This window comes from Paraburkholderia lebeckiae, from assembly GCF_050436225.1.
Lineage (GTDB): Bacteria > Pseudomonadota > Gammaproteobacteria > Burkholderiales > Burkholderiaceae > Paraburkholderia > Paraburkholderia tuberum.
In genome coordinates, this window is sequence record NZ_JBNDLU010000001.1 from 2,410,264 (window position 1) to 2,429,363 (window position 19,100).

Below are 19,100 nucleotides of genomic sequence, written 5' to 3' on the forward strand. Positions count from 1 at the left end.
TCTGGCCCGAGACAGGTTTCTCCATGCGCGCCAACCATGCTTTGCCTACGCAAACTGGCATGCCCGTGCTCCAGACGACGGGCCATGTCTCCTCGTTCGGCAACGACGCGATTGCATTGCGCTGGACGAACGAGGACGAACGTCTCGCCGGTTTCTCGCTGATCGACTGCGAGCGCAAACGCAGGTTGCGCATCGTCGCGCCGTTCACGCTCCTGCTCGCTGACGGAACCACCATGGGCCTGGCCGAGCTGAGGGTCGTTGCGCCCGTGAGCGACGCTGCGCTCCAACCCAACCCGCATGCGTCCCGCCTGGGCGAACGAATCGCAGGGCGACGCGCGAGCGTCTCCCTGGTAGATACACATGGACGCCTCAAGGTGCAATGGAGCGTCGAGCAGCGCGAAGGGTCACGATATCTGCGCGTCCAGCTGGCGATTACCGCGCTTCTTCAGGACGAAGCGATCGCTGCCGTCTCATTGCTGAAGACGCGCGCTCCAGGCGCCAGGGCCAGTAGTGAGCGGAAGGGCACACCGGTCATTGCGGACAACTTCTATCTGGGCTTCGAGCACCCGCTGGCGACAAGTCAAGTGGAGGGCGACAGCCTCAGCTTCATGCTGCATCGCGCGTTACCGCTGGAGAAAAACAGGACGCTGGTCTACTCCGCTGTGGCAGGTGTAGCCAGCGACGGCCAGGTTCGGCGCGACTTCGGCATCTATCTGGAGCGGGAAAGAGCTCACCCGTGTCGCCCGTTTCTGCACTACAACAGCTGGGGCGACATCGGCTACCTCACGCCGTACACGCAGGAGCAGGCGCTCGAGCGCATCGAAACAATCGGCCGCGAGTTGCACACAGCGCGCGGGGTGCAGATCGATTCGCTTCTGTTCGACGATGGCTGGGACGACCTTGGCGGCGGCTGGCAATTCAGCAAGGCATTTCCACATGGCTTCGTTCCGCTGCGCGACGCCGCCGCGCGATTCGGCGCCGCTCCCGGCATATGGCTTTCCCCGTGGGGCGGCTACGGTACGCCGAAACAGGAACGCGTGACGCGAGGACGTGCCGCTGGTTATGAGGTCATCGACAACGGTCTCGCATTATCGGGGCCGACGTATTACCGGCGCTTTCATGAAGTCGCGATGGACTTGCTCGACAAGGACGGCGTCAATCATTTCAAGTTCGACGGCACAGGCAATGCCGACAAGGTGTTCCCCGGCAGCCTGTTCGACAGCGATTGGGACGCGGCGATTCAACTGATCGACGACATCCGCGCGGCCAAGCCCGAAACCTTCATCAATCTCACCACAGGTACGCATCCGTCGCCGTTCTGGCTGCGCCACGTCGACTCCATCTGGCGCGGCGGCAGCGACGATGGCCTGGCGGGCAGCGGCACGAACCGCGAGCGCTGGATCACATACCGCGACACGCAGACGTATCACAACGTCGTGGAGCGCAGTCCGTACTTTCCACTCAATTCGCTGATGCTGCACGGCATCCTCTACGCGCAGTGCAATCCACGCCTCAATGCGTCAGCGGGCGACGCATTCTCCAACGAAGTGTGGTCGTACTTCGGGACCGGCACGCAATTGCAGGAGCTCTACATTACGCCGGCGCTGCTGGGTGAGCACGACTGGGATGTGCTTGCGCGCGCCGCCCAATGGGCGCGCGAAAACGGCGACATACTTCGCGACAGTCATTGGATCGGCGGGGCACCGGACGAACAAGCGGCCTATGGTTGGGCAGCGTGGGCGCCGCACAAGGCGATCGTGACGCTGCGCAATCCTCACAGTCGCACTCAACGCTTCACACTCGACCTGCGGCGCCAACTGGAACTGCCGGATCACGCGGCGGCACGATTCGAATCGCGCAGCGTTGGGCGTGCGGGGGATTCCGGTATTCCCGCCCAACTGGACGCTGATCTGTCGCAAGCAGTGCAACTGGCGCCGTTCGAAGTGCTCACGCTCGAACTGCTGCCGGTTGCCGCCGCGAAGCGGTGAAGGGGGACGAGGCGTATGCGCTAGTACAACCTGTCGGCCAGTTGAATCGGCTTTGCCTCGATCTGATGGAGGTCGAAGACCAGCACCTCGTTGTTACCTTGCACGAGCCACGGCGCGGGACAATACAGGCGCCTTTGCGGGCCGATGTTCCAGTAGCGTCCGAGATTGTGGCCGTTGACCCAGACGATACCCTTGGTCCAGTTGCTCATGTCGAGCCAGGTGTCGCCGACTTCAGTCAGCAGCATGCTCGCCTTATAAAAGAGACCGGGTTTGCGTGGGTTCGTGCAGTCTTCATTGAGGTTGGCGATAAACGTTTCATCCATCGGCAGCAGGTAGACGTCCCATTCCTCGAGCAACGCGAGCGAGCCGTCGACGTGTTTCATCGTGACCGGCTCGAGCAGACCTTTACGGTCAACGATCGCGGGTCCGAAGTTGACGCGCCCCATGGCCTCGACGAGTATCTCCAGCGCGACCTGGCCGTCCGGGTTCGACCCGCGGTTGTGCCGCGCCGAAGGCAGGGCAAGCGGCGCGCGATGCATCATTTGGAGCGACTGCGCGTACTCCTGCGGCAGTTGCGCTCTAGATACGCCGCCCGCGTACCGTTCACCAAGGAAAACCGTTGCATAGTCATGAACGGCGCTGATATCCAGCACACCGCGCGCGTGCTCCGCCAACGACTTGCGATACAGCACGAAGCCAAACGCCTGACCGTAGCGTTCAAACGACTGCGGATTCACGCCATGCACGCGTGGCAGTGCCGCCGGCAGGTTGTCCCAGATCGAGGCGTAGAGCGTTGGCATCAAGGCCTCAGCGCCTGCGCAGTCAAGCGTGGCGATGACGTCGGGTATGGCTGGCAAGGGTTCGGGCAGATAGCTGGCGATAAGGTCTCGATACTTGATGTACTTCGGCGTCGCCATGCCTTGCTCGCTGATCGGCGCGCAGTAGTCGTAGCTCGTGATGTCGGGCTGATAGTTGCCTGAAGCGTCCACGTTCGCGCCGGCAAAAAAGCCAAAGCTCGTGCCGCCGTGAATGACATACAGGTTGAACGACAGCCGCGCCTGCATGAACGCGGCCAAGGTACTGGAGAGGTCGTAGTCCACGCCCGCGAACCCCGCTTCGCCCCAATGCGTGAGCCACCCTGGGTACACCTCGCCAGCCATCGCGGGAACCGAGGGGAATTCGCGGCGCACGGTTGCGATCTGCGCTGCGTCGCCGTTGCTCAGCGCGATCGCGCCGCCCGTTACCGTGGTGCGATTGCGTTCGAGTTGCGGGAGACCGTCTTCGGTATAGAACGGCCCGGTTATGCCTCCTGTTAGCCAAAGCTGCCTGAGCTCTTCGAGGTAAGCCGGATTGCTCGCATACGAACCGAATTCGTTCTCGATCTGGATCATCAGGATCGGTCCGCCGTGCTCGCTCATCAATGGCTTGATACGCGGAACCAGTTCGTCGATATAGCGAGCCACCGCCGCCATGTAGCGAGGATCGGTGGCCGAGTCGGTCCGCAACTGGATGTCGGGATCGCGCAACAGCCAGGAAGGGAGGCCGCCCAGATCCCACTCCGCGCACACGTAAGGCCCGGGGCGCAACAGGACCCACATCTCCTCGGCTTGGCATAGGCGGATGAAGGCCTCGATATCGCGATTCCCGCTGCGGAAGTCGAACACGCCTCTATGCGTCTCGTGGTAATTCCACATGATGTACAACGCGATGCAGTTCATCCCCATCGCCCTTGCCATGCGGATCCGGTGTCGCCAGTACTCACGCGGGATGCGGGCTGGATGCATCTCGCCGCTGCGAATCTGGAACGGCAGGCCGTCGAGCAGGAAATGTTCGCCGTCGGGGCTAAAGGAGAAGGTGTGGCTGCGTTCGAGGTTCACGATGGGCGTTGTCAAGTTGACGAATGCAGGCTACCTGTAAATCGGCAGCACCTGCGAGAACGGTAGAACGCAGCTCCTTAACGATCAACAGCTGGCGAACTTTTTCGGTCCGCGGCGGCGCCGTGCCTCGCACGGACCAAAGGTGTCGTTCGCCGGACCGGCCGACCGACGTCAGCTGAGGAACGGCGAATTCAACCGGTGGCTGCGATCGCTCGATGGAATCGTTCAGCTGGCGTGCGTATTGCCGGTGCGTGAACTATTCTGAAAAGATCGCAATTGTTCATTCCTTTTCAGGTATTCGACAGGAGGTGTGCCATGTCGATGTCGCCAACCTTGCAGGACTGCCTGCGCAGCAAGGGTTCCCGCTACGAAGTCGTGCGTCACCCATACAGCCACTCGAGTATCGAAACGGCTGCTGCGGCGCACATTCCGGGCGACCGCCTCGCCAAGACCGTGCTCCTCGAAGACGAACACGGCTACGTGGCCGCCGTGCTGCCGTCAACTTACGCCGTGCAGCTCTCCGAACTCTGGAGCAAGACAGGGCGCCGGCTCGCCCTGGCCACGGAAGTCGAACTGCGCGAATTATTCAAGGACTGCGATGTGGGTGCGCTGCCGCCAATTTGTATGGCGTATGGCATGAAAACCTACCTGGAATCCAGCCTGGCAGGCCAGCCCGACGTCTACTTCGAAGCGGGCGATCACGAAGAACTGATTCATATGGAAGCGGATCAGTTCCTCATGCTGATGGACGATGCGGAGCGCGCCCATTTCGCACGGCGGATGCGAGGGTTGGGCGGGCGGGCCTAACCCAACTGGCCAGCCCGTGCGCTGGCCGCGATAATTTGACCGCCTTTTGCTTCATTTGTCAGGGCTAACTAATCAGCGGAAGCTAGAATTTGGTTCCAAATTCCGCTTGATTAGTCACGCGCGTCACTGATTTTGCCGAGGTTGATCACGCTCGCATTTGACTCGCCCGACAGCGTGAGTGCGTCGCCTTTGATGCAAGCACATCTGCCGAGGATTGCCGACACCGAGCCGCCCGTGACCCTGTTCAAGGTCGCGCCGGAGCCGTTGTCGAACGTCACGCGGTTATGGGCTCCGACAGAGAAGCTGTTCCAATCGATCACGCCGCGCGTCGAACCCGGCTGCGTGACCAGCAGCGCATTGCCACGGTTCGAGATGGTGCCGGCCCCGGCAACGTATTGGCCGCCCTGCGGAAGAACGCCTGCTGCACACGCAAGGTGCGTCGCAGACAGACCGGCAACGGAAATGCACAGGAAAAGCAGCGATAGTGCAGGACGCGTCATACATCCCCCTTTCCGCGCGGGCACGCATGGGAGTGCGCTTGAAGAACCGGTCTATGCCTCTGAAGAATAGCAATTTGGCGCTGCTGCGCCTCGCGATGGACTCAACCTTTCGCGACGACGTAGGCCCACCGCCCGGCTTCGAGTCTTCCCACGACCCATTCCGATATCATTTCGCAAGGATGCGCGGCATTTGCCGTTATCACGTATATAGTCTCTAACCTTTTCCCCGTTGCAGCGGGGACGCGCTCTGAGTCAGCGATGAAAGTCGACCTATCCACGCTTTACCTTCTCGTGATCGGAACCTTGTTTGCCAGTTCCGCCATGATGTATTGGGAACACCTGTCCCATCCCAAGCGCGGCAAGGAATTACGAATGCTGGCGGCCGGATATGCGACCCTCGGAATCGGTTGCGCGGCGGCTGCATTTCGGGTTCAACTGCTCGGTGCAGCTGGCCCCGCAGTGAGTAATCTCGTGATTCTCACCGGCTATCTGCTCGTCCTGGACGGTGTGGCAATGTTCAACGGCCGGCGATATCTCGCGAGCTCGATCGGGTTGCTTCTGCTGATGGGACTCACGTGGGCCGTGGCTGGCGTGCGTTGGCAGGCTGCCGTCTGGATGTACGTCAGCGCCATCCCGATCGCGCTGGCGTCCGCCATGACGTCGCTCGAACTGCTGCAAGGCGACGGCATGCCGGCGGTTCAATCCCGGCGCGTCGCCGTGGCGGTAACGGGCATCCACGCGCTGTTTTACGTCGCCCGGGCTTTCGTACTGCCATGGCTGGTGCCCATCTTCGGGCCGCGCGTGCTGGCTGTCTCCAGCGAAATCACGATGTACGAAGGGGTTCTCTACTCGGTCATTTTGCCGATGACCTTGCTCCGGCTGACCCGGGAAGAAATTCATGGTGAGCTTTTGCAGGAGTCCCGCACGGATTACCTGACTCGCCTCGGGAATCGAAAGTTGTTTTTCGAAGAGGGGGAGCGGGTTATCAGCGACCACGGCATAAATCGACTGCCCGTCACGCTTCTTGCGTTCGACCTCGATCACTTCAAGAGAATCAACGACCACTTTGGGCACAAGACCGGCGACGAGGTTTTGAGGTCATTCGCGGAAACCGTTCGAGCCGTGACGGGTACAGACGCGATTCTGGCACGCATCGGCGGCGAAGAATTTGCCGCCCTGCTGCCGGGCTACGACAGCGACCGCGCAAAAAAGCTAGGCGAGACCGTTGTCAGCCGGTTCGCCGCAATGTCCCATCGCGCCGACGGCGACCGGATTCGCGCCACCGTCAGCATTGGACTCGCCGAGTCAAGTCGCGGAACGGCTTCCCTCACCGACCTGCTCTCAGCCGCCGACCAGGCGTTGTATCGAGCCAAGTCGCTGGGCGGCAATCGGCTTGAACAGACGCCAACGACCGCGCTCGCCGCCGCCAGTTGCTCTTCGAGTGGCAATCGGATTTAAGCTCCCGCCGGATAGAGTGGGGAAATTTCCGGTCCCGCTCGAAACACTGAATTCGTTTGCCAGCACGGCTTAGTCGATTTTCCGCGTGGCCGAGGAGCCACGCGGATTTTCGTCCGAGCGCGATCGCGCACGCAGGTACGAGACATGGATGCTCACGAACCCGACACACGGCCGACCCAGCCCGTAACCCGCCCTGTCCTTGTCTGGGACGCGCCAGTGCGGTTGTTTCACTGGCTGGTGGTCGTGCTGGTCACGGCCGCGTATGTCACGTTGAAGCTGAACTGGATCGACTGGCACGTGCGCGTCGGCGAGACGCTGCTCGCCCTTGTTATTTTCCGGCTGCTGTGGGGCTGCTTTGGCAGTGAGACCGCCCGCTTTCGCAGTTTCGTGGCATCACCCGCTGCCGCGCTTCACCATTTGCGCCGCCTGTTTCATCGCGAGCCCGATGTGCAGGTCGGTCACAATGCGGCCGGCGGCTGGATGGTTCTATTTCTGCTCGTCTTGCTGCTGACCGAGACGCTGAGCGGGCTCTACGTCAACAACGACATCGCCGACGAAGGGCCGTTTAGCGAACTGGTGCCCGCGTGGCTCGCCAACGCAATCTCGGCGTTGCACGGACTTGTCTGGTACGTGCTGCTCGCCGCGGTGGTGCTGCACGTGCTCGTGATCGCCCTCTACGCGGTAGCAAAGGGACACAACCTGCTGCGCCCGATGCTGACCGGCTACAAACTGCTGCCCTCGTCCGTGGACGCGCCGCGGCAGGCGCCAGCGCTGCTGGCGCTGCTGCCATTCGGCGTCGGCGTTGCCGTGGTGATGCTGCTCGCGGCTTATCTTTGAGCCTGACGCAAACCCGCTCTCCGGGCGCGGCTACCGTGCCTGCTTCATTTGCCCTTCGGCGGCGTCACCTGGCCGCGAATCTCGCCATCCGGATTGTTCTTCGTGTGAACGTTGATGTACATGTCACCGGCTTCGAACATCTTGGCGTCGGCCGGAGATAGCGTGGCCTGACCGGTGATCGGGCTCGTCACCTCCATGGTGCCCTTCTGCGACAGCCAGACCTTTACGCCAGCGTTTTTACCGGCCGGGGCGGGTCCGTGGAAATGCGCCATCGTGGTCGGACTCGTCAATCCGCTGAAGCTGATGTTCCAGGTGACGACCCGCGTGCTGGGGTCGTACGTGAGCTTGGCGCTGCCGCTGCCCGGCGTCTGCACCGGCGGAACCTGTTGGGCGCCCGTCAAAGGCACCTCAAACGAGACGGGCGCCGCTTGCGCCAAGGTCAGCGTACCCGCGAAGGCCAAACCACCGAACACCATGAAAGCGCGCCGCGTGATGGATCGTGACATTTGGTTTTCTCCTGTTGGGTTGCCCTTGGTGAGCGGGCGATTATTGAAGACTGCAGAAGACCTCGTCGGCGTTGTTGGCTGCCAAACAAGTGAGTCAAGCATAGACGCAAGCAGGCCGTAACGCGAAGGTTGCATGAGGCCGAAATCCGGCTATGCGTGGCGACCGCGCCGTTACGTCGACGCCGAAAGGAAACCGTCGGGCGAAAATCGTTGAGATTTGATCTGGCGCGAAAAATTCTTCCGGTACGATATGTGCTTTGCGCGAAGGCAGCGGATGTAACTGGCGCGACCTGGTGTTGCGCCAGGAGCCTTCATGGATCACACCCATTGTTACGCTGCCATGTCCATCCCGAACGCTTTCATCGGCATTGCGATTCTGTCCTGCCTGATGAGCGTCGCCGTTCTCGGCTCGCTGTTTCGCGCTCAGGTTCCGGGGATACGCCATTGGTGTGCGGCAAGTGGCCTGCTGGCCGTCATGGCCACGCTCCTTCTGTTCCGTCGGTCGGATATCGTCGTCCTGGGCGCAAGCGCGTTGCTGCTACTGGCCTCCCTCCTCGCGATCCACGGCTTCCGGCGATTCTTTCATCGGCCGCCATCGGTTATCTGGGAATACGGCGCGCTCTGTGCGATCCTGGCTGGGCTCGTCTATTGGACCTACGTGCGGCCTGACGTCAGTGCCCGGGGCGCGATGATCTCGGGCTTTCTCGCCTATGTCCGATTCGCCATCGCCTGGGTCGTCCAGCGCTACCGGCCGGTGGGCAGACCAAAATATGGCTACCACTTCGTGGCTATGGCCTCGGTGTTGGGTGCGCTCGTCCACGCAGTCCGTTGTGTCGTATATGGATCCGGCCTGGCGCATGAAACGACTTTTCTGGAGGACACGCCGCTGAACGTCGCGTTTCTCGGCATGGCGATACTGACCTTGCCATGCCTGTCGGTTGGCATGGTGATGCTGGCGCATGACCGGCTGGCGGAGCGGATGGAGCGCCTCGCCACCATCGACGATCTGACGGGCGCGCTCGGGCGGCGGGCGTTCATCGCCAGGACCGAGTCGCTGTTCGAGTTGGCAAAGGTGGCGAAGTCGAAGCTGTCCATCGCTATTCTGGACATCGATAACTTCAAGGGCATCAATGACAGATACGGGCATGCTGCCGGCGACCAGGCTCTTGCGCATGTTGCCCTGACGATATCGCGCGAGATTCGGCAAACCGACGTCCTTGGCCGCATCGGCGGTGAGGAGTTTGCGCTACTGCTGCCACTGACCGGGAAAGAGGAGGCGGCCCGTCTCACGAACCGGTTGCGCGCACTCGTCGCGGCGTCTGTTGCGCGCGCTCCGACCGGCGACGTCGCATGCACACTCAGCGCTGGCGTCGACGAATTCGGTGACGGCGATACCGTTGCCTCGGTGATGGCGAGAGCCGATACAGCGCTCTATGCCGCGAAAGCCAACGGCAGAAACTGCGTGATGCTGGCGGGGTCGTCGCAGCGTGCCGATGACATCGTTTCCAGTTTCCCGGCTTAGGAAAGGCTCCGCCCAGGGCTGCGCAGGAGACGCCTGATCGATCGTCCATTCGCACTGCCACTGCAAAAAAAAACCGGCATGCAGTCGCCCGCATACCGGTCTCTATTGGGGTCCAGTCGCGTCACCGCGAAAAGGGCCGCCGCGCCGTCCGCGCTTTACTTGCGCTTCAATTGCGAAATATCGCGCACCGCGCCGCGATCGGCCGAGGTCGCGAGCGCCGCATACGCCTGCAATGCCTGCGACACGGCACGCTCGCGATTGGTCGGCTGCCATGCGTCGTCGCCGCGCGCTTCCATCGCCGCGCGACGGCGTGCGAGTTCTTCATTCGACACCGCGAGATGCATCTTGCGCTGCGGAATGTCGATCTCGATCACGTCGCCGTCTTCGACCAGACCGATCGTGCCGCCTTCCGCCGCTTCCGGCGACGCATGGCCGATCACGAGGCCCGACGAGCCGCCCGAGAAACGGCCATCTGTAAACAGCGCACAGCTCTTGCCGAGGCCCTTCGACTTCAGATACGAAGTCGGGTACAGCATTTCCTGCATGCCCGGACCACCCTTCGGACCTTCATAGCGGATCACCACGACGTCGCCCGGCACGACCTTGTCACCGAGAATCGCGTCGACCGCGTCGTCCTGGCTTTCGAACACGCGCGCGCGGCCCGAGAACAGCCACTGCGATTCGTCGACACCGGCGGTCTTCACGATACAGCCCTTCTCCGCGAGATTGCCGTACAGCACCGCGAGGCCGCCGTCCTTCGAGTACGCGTTTTCCTTGCTGCGGATACAGCCGCTCTTGCGGTCCGAGTCGAGCGTCGCGTAGGTCGCTTCCTGGCTGAAGGCGACCGTGGTCGGAATGCCGCCCGGCGCCGCGCGGAAGAATTTCTGCGCTTCCTCGCCCGCGTCGCCGGCGATGTCCCACTTCGCGATCGCGTTGCCGAGGGTGCCGCTATGCACGTTGCCGCACGACAGATCGAGCAGCTCCGCGCGCGCGAGCTCACCGAGAATACCGATGATGCCGCCCGCGCGATGCACGTCCTCGATGTGGTACTTGTCGGTCATGGGCGCGGCCTTGCACAGGCACGGCACCTTGCGCGAGATACGGTCGATGTCCGACATCGTGAAATCGACGCCCGCTTCCTGCGCGGCGGCCAGCAGGTGCAGCACGGTGTTGGTCGAGCCGCCCATCGCGACGTCGAGCGTCATCGCGTTTTCGAACGCCTGCTTGGTGGCGATGCTGCGCGGCAGGACCGAGGCGTCCTCTTCCTGATAGTAGCGGCGGCACAGATCGACGACCAGGCTGCCCGCCTGCTCGAACAGACCCTTGCGCCATGCGTGCGTCGCGACGATGGTGCCGTTGCCCGGCAACGCGAGGCCGATCGCCTCGGTCAGGCAGTTCATCGAGTTCGCGGTGAACATGCCCGAGCACGAACCGCAGGTCGGGCACGCGCTGCGCTCGACTTCGGCGACTTCGGCGTCGCTGATCTTCGGATCGGCGGCCTTGATCATCGCGTCGATCAGGTCGATCTTCGCGATCACCTGGCCGTCGGTCGGCGACTTGACCTTGCCCGCTTCCATCGGACCGCCCGACACGAACACGACCGGAATGTTCAGGCGCATCGCGGCCATCAGCATGCCCGGGGTGATCTTGTCGCAGTTCGAGATGCAGACCATCGCGTCCGCGCAGTGCGCGTTGACCATGTACTCGACCGAGTCCGCGATCAGTTCGCGCGACGGCAGCGAATACAGCATGCCGCCGTGGCCCATTGCGATGCCGTCGTCGACGGCGATCGTGTTGAATTCCTTCGCCACGCCGCCGGCCGCTTCGATCTGCTTCGCGACCAGCGCGCCCAGGTCGCGCAGATGCACGTGGCCCGGCACGAACTGCGTGAACGAATTCACGACCGCGATGATCGGCTTGCCGAAATCGTCGTCCTTCATGCCGGTGGCGCGCCACAGCGCGCGGGCGCCGGCCATGTTGCGGCCATGAGTCGAAGTGCGTGAGCGATAGTTAGGCATCTGTATCCTCAGGTATTGCTGTTATCGGTTTTGATGAGCGCCTGCGCGGGCGTGGGGATCGCATGAGTACGCGGACTTTGCGCTGGGAACGAATAGTGCAAGAGCGCCGGTAAGACGTCCAATATATTTTTTCTGGGTAATTAGGTCGTGAAAGATATTAATCGATGCGGCGACATTCAGCCGATTTCACGTTTTCTTGACATTGCCCGCTCCCACCGCGAATAATGTAGCGTTCGTTTAACGAAACCGTGTTCACTGTAAGAACATTGAAACGGAAACAGAGGTCGTTTCGAGCGCAACGCCGGGTTCGAGGCCAGTCGCGCCCAAGCCTGGGCCCACCCTCCTGGATTCGCGCCAATCTGTCCGCTGTGATCAAGATCAGGTAAGGCAAGTTTGCCGCCAATACGCGCCAGCACCCCGCGCCGGCGCGCCGTACCCGCCCCTCCGCCCAGCACAGGGCCGGGCACTACACAGAGTCACACACATGAAGCGAGACACTCCCCCTCACGCCGCCGGCCGACCGGCCGCTTCGCGCGGCATCGTCGAAGGTCTGGTGTATGTTTTCGAGCAGGTCATGCCCGACCCGTTCGTGCTATCGATCTGCCTGACGTTCTTCGTCGCCGTGCTCGCGATGCTGATCGCGCCGACCGGCACATTGCCGACGCTGCTCGACTCCTGGTACACCGGCACGTTCGGCATTCTGGGCTTCGCGCTGCAGATGATCCTGATCCTTGCGACCGGCTTCGCGATAGCGGAAGCGCCGATCGTGCAACGTGGTCTGCGCGCGCTCGCCTCGCACGCGAACTCGCCGACGCGCGCCGCGCTGCTCGTGTTTCCGGTCGTCGCGGTTGCCGCGTGGCTCAACTGGGGGTTCGGGCTGATCGTCGGCGCGTTGCTGTCGCGGGAAATCGCGCGGCGCGTCGACGTCGATTTCGCGTGGCTCGTCGCCGGCAGCTATTCGGCCTGGTCGATCTGCAATAGCGGGCTGTCGAGTTCGATCGCGCTATCGCAGGCGTCGCACGGCAATGCGCTGAACCTCGTCGAGAAAGCGACTGGCCACGTGGTGCCGCTCAGCGAAACCATCTTCGCGCCGTTCGTGTTCATTCCGACCGTGCTGGTCGTCGTCGTGATGACCGTGATCTTCATCAAAATGCATCCGAGGGCGGAGAACGTCGTCGCGTTTCGTCAGAGCGGCGAAGCAGCCGCCGACACCCCGAGCGACGATCCGCATGCCCGCGCGAGCGGTGCGACATCGCTCGCGGCGCGCCTCGAACAGTCAATGCTCGGCACGCTGCTGCTGCTCGCGCTCGGCATCGGCTATCTGGCGATGACGTGGCACAAGGAAGGCTTCGATCTCGACATCAACAATACGATCCTGATCTTCCTGATGATCGGTCTCGCGCTGCAACGCACGCCGATCGCATACGCGAATTCGATCCGCCGCGCCGCGCGTCAGACCGGCTCGATGCTGCTGCAATATCCGATGTACGGCGGGATCATGGGCATCATGAAGGGCACGGGTCTCGCGTCGATGATCGCGAAGGCGTTCGTGACGATCGCCTCGCCGGTCACGCTGCCGCTGTGGAGCTATCTGAGCTCGCTGATCATCACGCTGCTGGTGCCGAGCGCCGGTGGCCACTGGGCGGTGCAGGGTCCGTTCGTGCTGCCCGCGGCGCTCAGCCTGCATGCGTCGGTGCCGCGCACCGCAATGGGCGTCGCGATGGCCGAGAACGTATCGAACATGCTGCAGCCGTTCTGGGCCGTGCCGATCGTCGCGATTGCGGGTATCCGGATTCAGCGCGTGATGGGCTATACCGCGGTGACTTTTGCGGTGTCGCTGGTGATTTACGCGGTGGCGTTGTGGCTCGTGCCGTAAGTGCAATGGCCTGAGTCGAACGAGGCCACTACCGCTAAAGCAAAGGGCCGATGAAGCAGTGCTTCATCGGCCCTTTGTGCTTTTACCGCTTTTACCGCGTCTACCGTTCTTACATCTTCACGACGTCGAGCAGCGTCTTCTTGCCGTCCTTATAGGCGTACAGCGAGATCACGCCGTGCTGAAGGTCGCCCTTCGCGTCGAACGTCGTTTCACCGGTCACGCCCTTGTAGTCGGTGCCCGACACCTTGGCGAGCACCTTCGCCGGATCGGTCGAGTTCGCGCGCTTCATCGCGTCGACGACGATATACACCGCATCGTACGTGAACGGTGCGTCGAATTCGATCGGATGACCGAAGCGCTTCGTGTACTTCGCCGCGAATTGCGCGCCGCCGTTCATGCGCTCGACGGCCATGCCGGCCTGCGAGCACACCACGTTGCCCGCCGCCGGATTTGGTGCAGCACAATAACGCAAAACCGGCGCAAGCGACAGATTGCCGCGCAATCCCGATTGGAGCCGCGTCAATTGGCGGTCGTTTCGTCGCTCGATTCAGCGCGATTTTGTGGGTTTGATTCGTTCAGGACATCGTCAGCAAAAGTGACGGGATAAGCAGCAACTCTGCGAATCACGGCTTGAAATCGGCCAGCATCACACCGTCGCGGATATGCGCGAGAGCGGCCGCCACGTAGTCGACGACCGGTGCCGGCGGATGGTTCGGCTTCGCCCACACGAATCCCGAGCACTTGTGCGGCTCCATGTTCGCCAGTTCGCCTTGCCATGAACGGCACACGAGAAAGAAACTGATGCGGTTCGTGTCCGAGTCGCGCCGCATCACGAGTTTGAATTCGAGCGCGCCGGGCGCGATCGTCACACCCGCTTCTTCTTTCGATTCGCGAATCGCGCATTGCTCGATCGATTCGCCCGGTTCGAGATGGCCCGCAATCAACGCGTACTGGCCGTCCCTGAAACCGGTATTCGCGCGCTGGATGAAAAGGCACTCGCCCTGCCCATTCAGGAACAGCACGTTCACATCGACGATGCTTTGCATTCGGCTCATTTTCTTGCCGGCATCATGACGGACTAGCCGCGTTGCGCGGTCAGCAGCTTGATGCCAAGCGCGACGAAGACGAGCCCGCTGCCGCGTTTGATGGCCGCGACCCAACGGCTGGCTCCGACGCGCGTATGGATACCGCGCACGCCGAGCGAATAAATGGTGTGCACGAGCGCGACGGTGACCGCGATCGTCAGATACATCACGATGAACTGCTCCGACAGGCCGCGTTCGTGGTCGATGAATTGCGGCATGAACGCCGATAGAAAGATCATCGTCTTCGGATTGCTGCCCGACACGAGCAAGGCTTCGCGGAATACCTTCTTGCGCTCGAACGTATAAGCGGACGATGCGACGCCCGCCGGCTGCGCGGCCCGCGATGCCTCTTTGTTGCCGCCGCGCAGTTGCCTGACGCCGAGATACATCAAATAACCCGCGCCGAGCACTTTCATCGCGACGAAGAGCGGCGGCAGCGTCGTCAATACCGCGCCGACACCTAGCGCCACGAGCACGACGACGACTCCTTGCGCGAGCAGATTACCGGCAACGCTCGCCGCCGCGCCGCGGTTTCCATAGCGGACCGAATTGCGGATCACGAGCAGAACGTTCGGTCCCGGCGAAATGGTGGTGAGCAGATAGGCACCGGCGAAAAGCAACCAGGTATGAAAGGACATGGCAGGCCCAACGGTTCGTTGTAGTTGAATACCAATACACCGGACATCATCATGCCACGGAAAAAATCGCGGTCGGCGTGGCTGCGCGCTAATCGGTACGCACGACCTGACACAAGAACTGCTTCAAACGCGCGCTTTGCGCGACGCGCTGCTGGCCGCCCGATAGTTGCGTCGGGTACTTGTGCACCTGCCCGGGAATGCGCACGCGCTCGATGTAGTGCATCGCGAGAGCCTGCGCATCGGCCTTGCTGATACGCCGGACGACGTCGCGCGTCGCCTCAACGTTTCGAGGCCGTCACCAGTTGCAGCGGCGTCTCGATCACCTTCGACAACTCGCGCTGCTTGCGCCGCTCGGTCACCGCCTTCAACGCGAAGTCGATGCCGAACACGGTCTGGCGGCCAGCGAACTGGTTCATCGTCGCGAGCACGCGGCCGTCGGCGAGTAGCGGCTTGATCGCATCGATCGCGTCGTAGCCGGTGACATAGACGCCGCCGCCGCGACCCGCGTCGCGAATCGCGTCGACCGCGCCCATCGCCATGTTGTCGTTGCCGCATAACAGCGCGCGCAGTTGCGGGTGCTCGGCCAGCATTTTCGCGGCCACGTCGCGGGCCTTGCCGTACTCCCAGTCACCCGGCTCGACCGCGACGACCTGCACGCTCGCGGCATCCATCGCATCGCGGCTGCCGGCCGTGCGCTGCTGCGCATTGCTGCTCACCGAAATGCCTTCGATGATGCCAACCTGATCGCCGGGCTTCAGCCGCGTGGCCAGATATTGGCCGACCTGCTTCGCCCCGTTGCGATTGTTCGGCCCGACGAACGGCACCGAGATGCCGGCGGCCGCTTGCGCCGCATCGTCGAGCGGGTTGTCGATCGTGATCGTGATGATGCCGGCCTTGATCGCGCGCGCGATCACCGGGATCAGCGCCTTCGAGTCGGTCGGCGCGATCACGATCGCGTTCACCTTTGCCCTGATCGCCTCGTCGACCATGCGGATCTGCGCGGCGGTGTCGGTCTGTTTGGCCGTGCCGCGAATCGTCAGGCTGAATTGCGACGAGAAGTGGTCCTGGTAATTGCGCGCAGCGTCGACCATCGCGACCGTAAACGGTTCAGACATCGATTTGAGTACGAGCGCGATCTTCGGCTTCGTGCCGGGCAGCACTTCGGCGCCGGCATCGTCAGCGAACAGCGCGACGCCAGTGAGACCAGTTGCGGCCAGCGCGCTCGCGAGCAGCACGCGGCGGCGCATGTTCTGCGTCATGGCTTGACTCCTTCGCGGGGGTGCCGGTTGCGGAGGTGCCGATCGAACGACGCGACGCTGGCGGCAATTTCGTCGAAGAGCGGCCGGCTGTCGATGTCTTCGCTCAGACAACGCGTCTTCAGGGCGGCGAGTTGCGCGTCGAGTCCACCGGGTACGTCGCAACGCTCGAGCAGTTCTTCGAGCAGACAGCCGTACGCCCTCACTTCGAGCCGCTGCAACGCGATAGCGAGCTCGCGATCGCCGGCGTCAAAAAACGACGCCGCCCCGAAATCGCCGAGCAGCGCGCGCCCCGCGCCGCCGTGCAGGATATTGTGCGCGTACAGATCGCCGTGCATCACGCCGCTCCGATGCAGATGACTCGCGACCTTAGCGATGCCGCCCGCGATACCGAGCACCGTCGGAAGGTCGAAGCGCGCGTCGTCGCGATAGATGTCGCGCGTACACGATGCGAGGCTCGGCGGACCGGCGAGATTGGTGAAGCGCGAATCGATCAATCCCATCACGAGGCCATGCGTATCCGACGGATGCCCGATCACCTTGCCGAGCACGGGGATCAGGTTCGCATGTTCGCCGCCGCGAATGCAAGCAGCCATCTCGCAGTCGGGCAAACCGTCGCTCGTCACCGCGCCCTTGAACAGCTTGACGGCGACCGCACGCGGGGCGGGCTCGTTGTCCGCGTGCAGCGCCGCGCGATAGATGACGCCCGATGCGCCCTCGCCCAACGGCCGTTCGAGCCGCAACGCATCCCAACGAATGCCGCTGATCGGTGTGTCGATGAGGGCCGCCTGTTCGAGCGCCGCGTTGAACGGATTGCCCGCATACGCGAGCCACGCAAGCCGCGGCAGACGCAGCAACCAACGCGGCAATGCATCGAAACGATTCGCCGCGAGCCGCAGCAGTTCGAGCCGCGTGCATGCGGCCAACTCCTCGGGCAGCGCGCGCAGCCGGTTGCCGGCAAGCATCAGCTTCTGCAGTTGCGTGCAGCGGCCGAGCTCCGCGGGCAAGCGTTCGATGTCGTTGTCGGTCAGAATCAGCCAACGCAGCAGCGGCGGCAGCGCGCGTGCCGGCACCTCGCGGATGCGATTCGACTTGAAGCCGATCATGCTCAGTTGCGCGCATTCGCCGAGCACGCCGGGCAATTCGGTGAACGGGTTATTGGACGCGAACAGGATGCGCAGTTTGCGCAGACGCGGCAGATCGTCCGGCAGCGTCGTCAATGCGTTGTTCGACAGGTCGAGCACTTCAAGCGTATCGGCGAGATCGAAAATCTCGCGCGGAAATTCGCTCAGGCCGCACGCGAGTTTGAGTTCGCGCGCACCCGCCAGTCGCCCGGCCCGCAGTTGTTCTAAAGTCGTGGTCACAGTCGTGGGAAAGAAGATCGGGCAGCGCCCGCAGCGCGTCGTACCGAAGCTGTCGATTTTACTGAGTCAAAGGCCATCTGGGGTGCTCTGCGGTACAGTGACGTGATCGCTGCGATGGTCAGGCTCGTCGCGGCCGTGTCGAATGCGAATGAGACAGCAATATCTGGAGCGCGTTCAGGCGACACAAGCGACACACTATTGGACAACGGCGCAGCCTTCATGCAGCTTTCCGCGTCCGGTCGAAGAAACGCCTCCGCCTCGCGAACCTTGCGCCTCCACCCTGTCAGGAGCCTGAGAAAGTGACGTACACATACAAGTTGATCGATTCGCCGGTCGGTCAGTTGAAGCTCGTGGCGAAAGGCGAATGCCTTGCCGCGATTCTGTGGGAGCACGACAAGCCGAACCGCGTGCGACTCGGCGAAATGCGCGAAGCGAACGAACTCGCGGTGCTCGTCGAAACCGAGCGGCAATTGCGCGAGTATTTCGCGGGCACGCGTCAGGCCTTCGATCTGCCGCTCGACTTTCAGGGCACCGAGTTCCAGAAGCAGGTCTGGCGCGCGCTGCTCACCATCCCGTTCGGCCAGACCCGCAGCTACTCGGAGATCGCGCAGCAGATCGGCAACCTCAATGCGGTGCGCGCGGTGGGCGCGGCAAACGGCCGGAATCCGATTTCGATCGTCGCGCCGTGTCATCGCGTGATCGGCGCTTCGGGCGAGCTGACCGGATTCGCCGGCGGCCTCGCCAACAAGATGCTGCTGCTTTCGCTGGAGGCGGGGCAGACCTCGCTCGAAGCAGCGGCCGATGACGCGCATCGGCTGGCGCCGAAGCGAAACGCGCCGCAACCGGTCAAGGACGATGCACCCGCGAAACCGGCGCATCGTCCGCCGAGTCGGGGAACGCAGGGTTCGCTGTTCGGCAGCTAAAGCAGGGCACACCCAGCACGACGCGCCACCCATCGGCCGTATTCGCCGATGCTTCGTCTGCGATCAACGCCACCGGCCGCGCATGCAACACCTATCCTTAAGATGCCCTTTGGGGTATCGAACAGGAGGATGACATGCGCATGCTTCTCAACATACAAATACCGAACGAACCGTTCAGCACACTCGTGCGCGAAGGCCGAATCGGCGACCTGATGAGAAAGATCCTCGATGACATGAAACCAGAAGCGATCTACTTCACCGAGCAGCAGGGCAAACGCGGCGCGGTGGCGGTCGTCGAGGTCGCCGATGCATCGGCGATCCCCGCGCTTGCCGAACCGTGGTTCCTGACGCTCGACGCCGACTGCGAGCTGCGCATCGCGATGCTGCCCGAGGATCTGAAGAAAGCCGGACTCGACGCGCTCGGCGACAAGTGGAAATAGCGCGG

16 protein-coding genes and 2 pseudogenes are annotated in these 19,100 nt (G+C 62.7%); 8 read left to right on the forward strand and 10 right to left on the reverse strand.

The genetic code is table 11. From position 1 onward, the window contains the following. Nucleotides 1-23 precede the first annotated feature (23 nt). Nucleotides 24-1,988, forward strand: a complete 1,965-nt coding sequence (locus OKW45_RS11270; protein ID WP_429468052.1) for an enterotoxin — start codon at nt 24-26, stop codon at nt 1,986-1,988. Between the two features lie 20 nt (nt 1,989-2,008). Here the strand turns inward: OKW45_RS11270 and OKW45_RS11275 are convergent, their stop codons facing one another. Beyond that, entirely contained in the window at nt 2,009-3,880 is a 1,872-nt protein-coding gene (locus OKW45_RS11275; protein WP_429468054.1) for a beta-galactosidase, read from the reverse strand. Between the two features lie 300 nt (nt 3,881-4,180). On the opposite strand from OKW45_RS11275, the gene OKW45_RS11280 reads away from it, so the two are divergent. Continuing rightward, complete coding sequence (locus OKW45_RS11280; protein WP_018423648.1) at nt 4,181-4,672, forward strand: aminoacyl-tRNA deacylase; 492 nt, start codon at nt 4,181-4,183, stop codon at nt 4,670-4,672. Between the two features lie 119 nt (nt 4,673-4,791). Here the strand turns inward: OKW45_RS11280 and OKW45_RS11285 are convergent. Next, nucleotides 4,792-5,172, reverse strand: a pseudogene (locus OKW45_RS11285) (two-partner secretion domain-containing protein); the annotation flags it as partial. A 258-nt stretch (nt 5,173-5,430) separates the two neighbouring features. On the opposite strand from OKW45_RS11285, the gene OKW45_RS11290 reads away from it, so the two are divergent. Both OKW45_RS11290 and OKW45_RS11295 read left to right on the forward strand, forming a co-directional pair. After that, nucleotides 5,431-6,630, forward strand: a complete 1,200-nt coding sequence (locus OKW45_RS11290) for a GGDEF domain-containing protein (protein ID WP_429468060.1) — start codon at nt 5,431-5,433, stop codon at nt 6,628-6,630. Nucleotides 6,631-6,774: 144 nt separating this feature from the next. Next, nucleotides 6,775-7,467, forward strand: coding sequence for a cytochrome b/b6 domain-containing protein (locus tag OKW45_RS11295; protein WP_184011723.1), 693 nt, complete (start codon nt 6,775-6,777; stop codon nt 7,465-7,467). Between the two features lie 44 nt (nt 7,468-7,511). On the opposite strand, the gene OKW45_RS11300 is transcribed toward OKW45_RS11295, so the two are convergent. Further along, on the reverse strand, nt 7,512-7,973 hold the full coding sequence (locus OKW45_RS11300) for a CHRD domain-containing protein (RefSeq protein ID WP_026226383.1): 462 nt from the start codon (nt 7,971-7,973) through the stop codon (nt 7,512-7,514). Nucleotides 7,974-8,286: 313 nt separating this feature from the next. Here OKW45_RS11300 and OKW45_RS11305 point away from each other — a divergent pair, with 313 nt between their 5' ends. Then, nucleotides 8,287-9,495: a GGDEF domain-containing protein gene (locus OKW45_RS11305; protein ID WP_429468064.1), complete on the forward strand. Its 1,209-nt coding sequence runs from the start codon at nt 8,287-8,289 to the stop codon at nt 9,493-9,495. Nucleotides 9,496-9,650: 155 nt separating this feature from the next. Here the strand turns inward: OKW45_RS11305 and ilvD are convergent, their stop codons facing one another. Next, entirely contained in the window at nt 9,651-11,513 is a 1,863-nt protein-coding gene (gene ilvD, locus OKW45_RS11310) for a dihydroxy-acid dehydratase (protein WP_429468067.1), read from the reverse strand. A 484-nt stretch (nt 11,514-11,997) separates the two neighbouring features. On the opposite strand from ilvD, the gene OKW45_RS11315 reads away from it, so the two are divergent. After that, complete coding sequence (locus OKW45_RS11315; RefSeq protein ID WP_429468070.1) at nt 11,998-13,389, forward strand: TIGR00366 family protein; 1,392 nt, start codon at nt 11,998-12,000, stop codon at nt 13,387-13,389. A 109-nt stretch (nt 13,390-13,498) separates the two neighbouring features. Here OKW45_RS11315 and OKW45_RS11320 read toward each other — a convergent pair. From OKW45_RS11320 to OKW45_RS11345, 6 genes and pseudogenes are all read right to left on the reverse strand, one after another. Beyond that, nucleotides 13,499-13,834: pseudogene (locus tag OKW45_RS11320) on the reverse strand (ABC transporter substrate-binding protein); the annotation flags it as partial. A gap of 178 nt (nt 13,835-14,012) precedes the next feature. Then, entirely contained in the window at nt 14,013-14,444 is a 432-nt protein-coding gene (locus OKW45_RS11325) for an NUDIX hydrolase (protein WP_429468072.1), read from the reverse strand. Between the two features lie 23 nt (nt 14,445-14,467). Continuing rightward, on the reverse strand, nt 14,468-15,112 hold the full coding sequence (locus OKW45_RS11330; RefSeq protein WP_429468075.1) for a LysE family translocator: 645 nt from the start codon (nt 15,110-15,112) through the stop codon (nt 14,468-14,470). An 88-nt stretch (nt 15,113-15,200) separates the two neighbouring features. Then, a complete protein-coding gene (locus OKW45_RS11335; protein ID WP_018423659.1) occupies nt 15,201-15,335 on the reverse strand; it encodes a hypothetical protein in 135 nt (44 codons plus the stop codon). Nucleotides 15,336-15,390: 55 nt separating this feature from the next. Next, nucleotides 15,391-16,371 carry a substrate-binding domain-containing protein gene (locus OKW45_RS11340; RefSeq protein WP_429468078.1) on the reverse strand — a complete coding sequence of 327 codons (981 nt, stop codon included), beginning with the start codon at nt 16,369-16,371 and terminating at the stop codon, nt 15,391-15,393. Further along, on the reverse strand, nt 16,368-17,732 hold the full coding sequence (locus OKW45_RS11345; protein WP_429468080.1) for a leucine-rich repeat-containing protein kinase family protein: 1,365 nt from the start codon (nt 17,730-17,732) through the stop codon (nt 16,368-16,370). Before OKW45_RS11345 ends, OKW45_RS11340 begins: the two co-directional genes overlap by 4 nt. 299 nt (nt 17,733-18,031) lie before the next feature. Here OKW45_RS11345 and OKW45_RS11350 point away from each other — a divergent pair, with 299 nt between their 5' ends. Beyond that, nucleotides 18,032-18,655 (forward strand): methylated-DNA--[protein]-cysteine S-methyltransferase, encoded by a 624-nt coding sequence (locus OKW45_RS11350; protein WP_018423662.1) that lies wholly within the window; start codon nt 18,032-18,034, stop codon nt 18,653-18,655. A 134-nt stretch (nt 18,656-18,789) separates the two neighbouring features. After that, entirely contained in the window at nt 18,790-19,095 is a 306-nt protein-coding gene (locus OKW45_RS11355; protein WP_018423663.1) for a hypothetical protein, read from the forward strand. Nucleotides 19,096-19,100 lie beyond the last annotated feature (5 nt).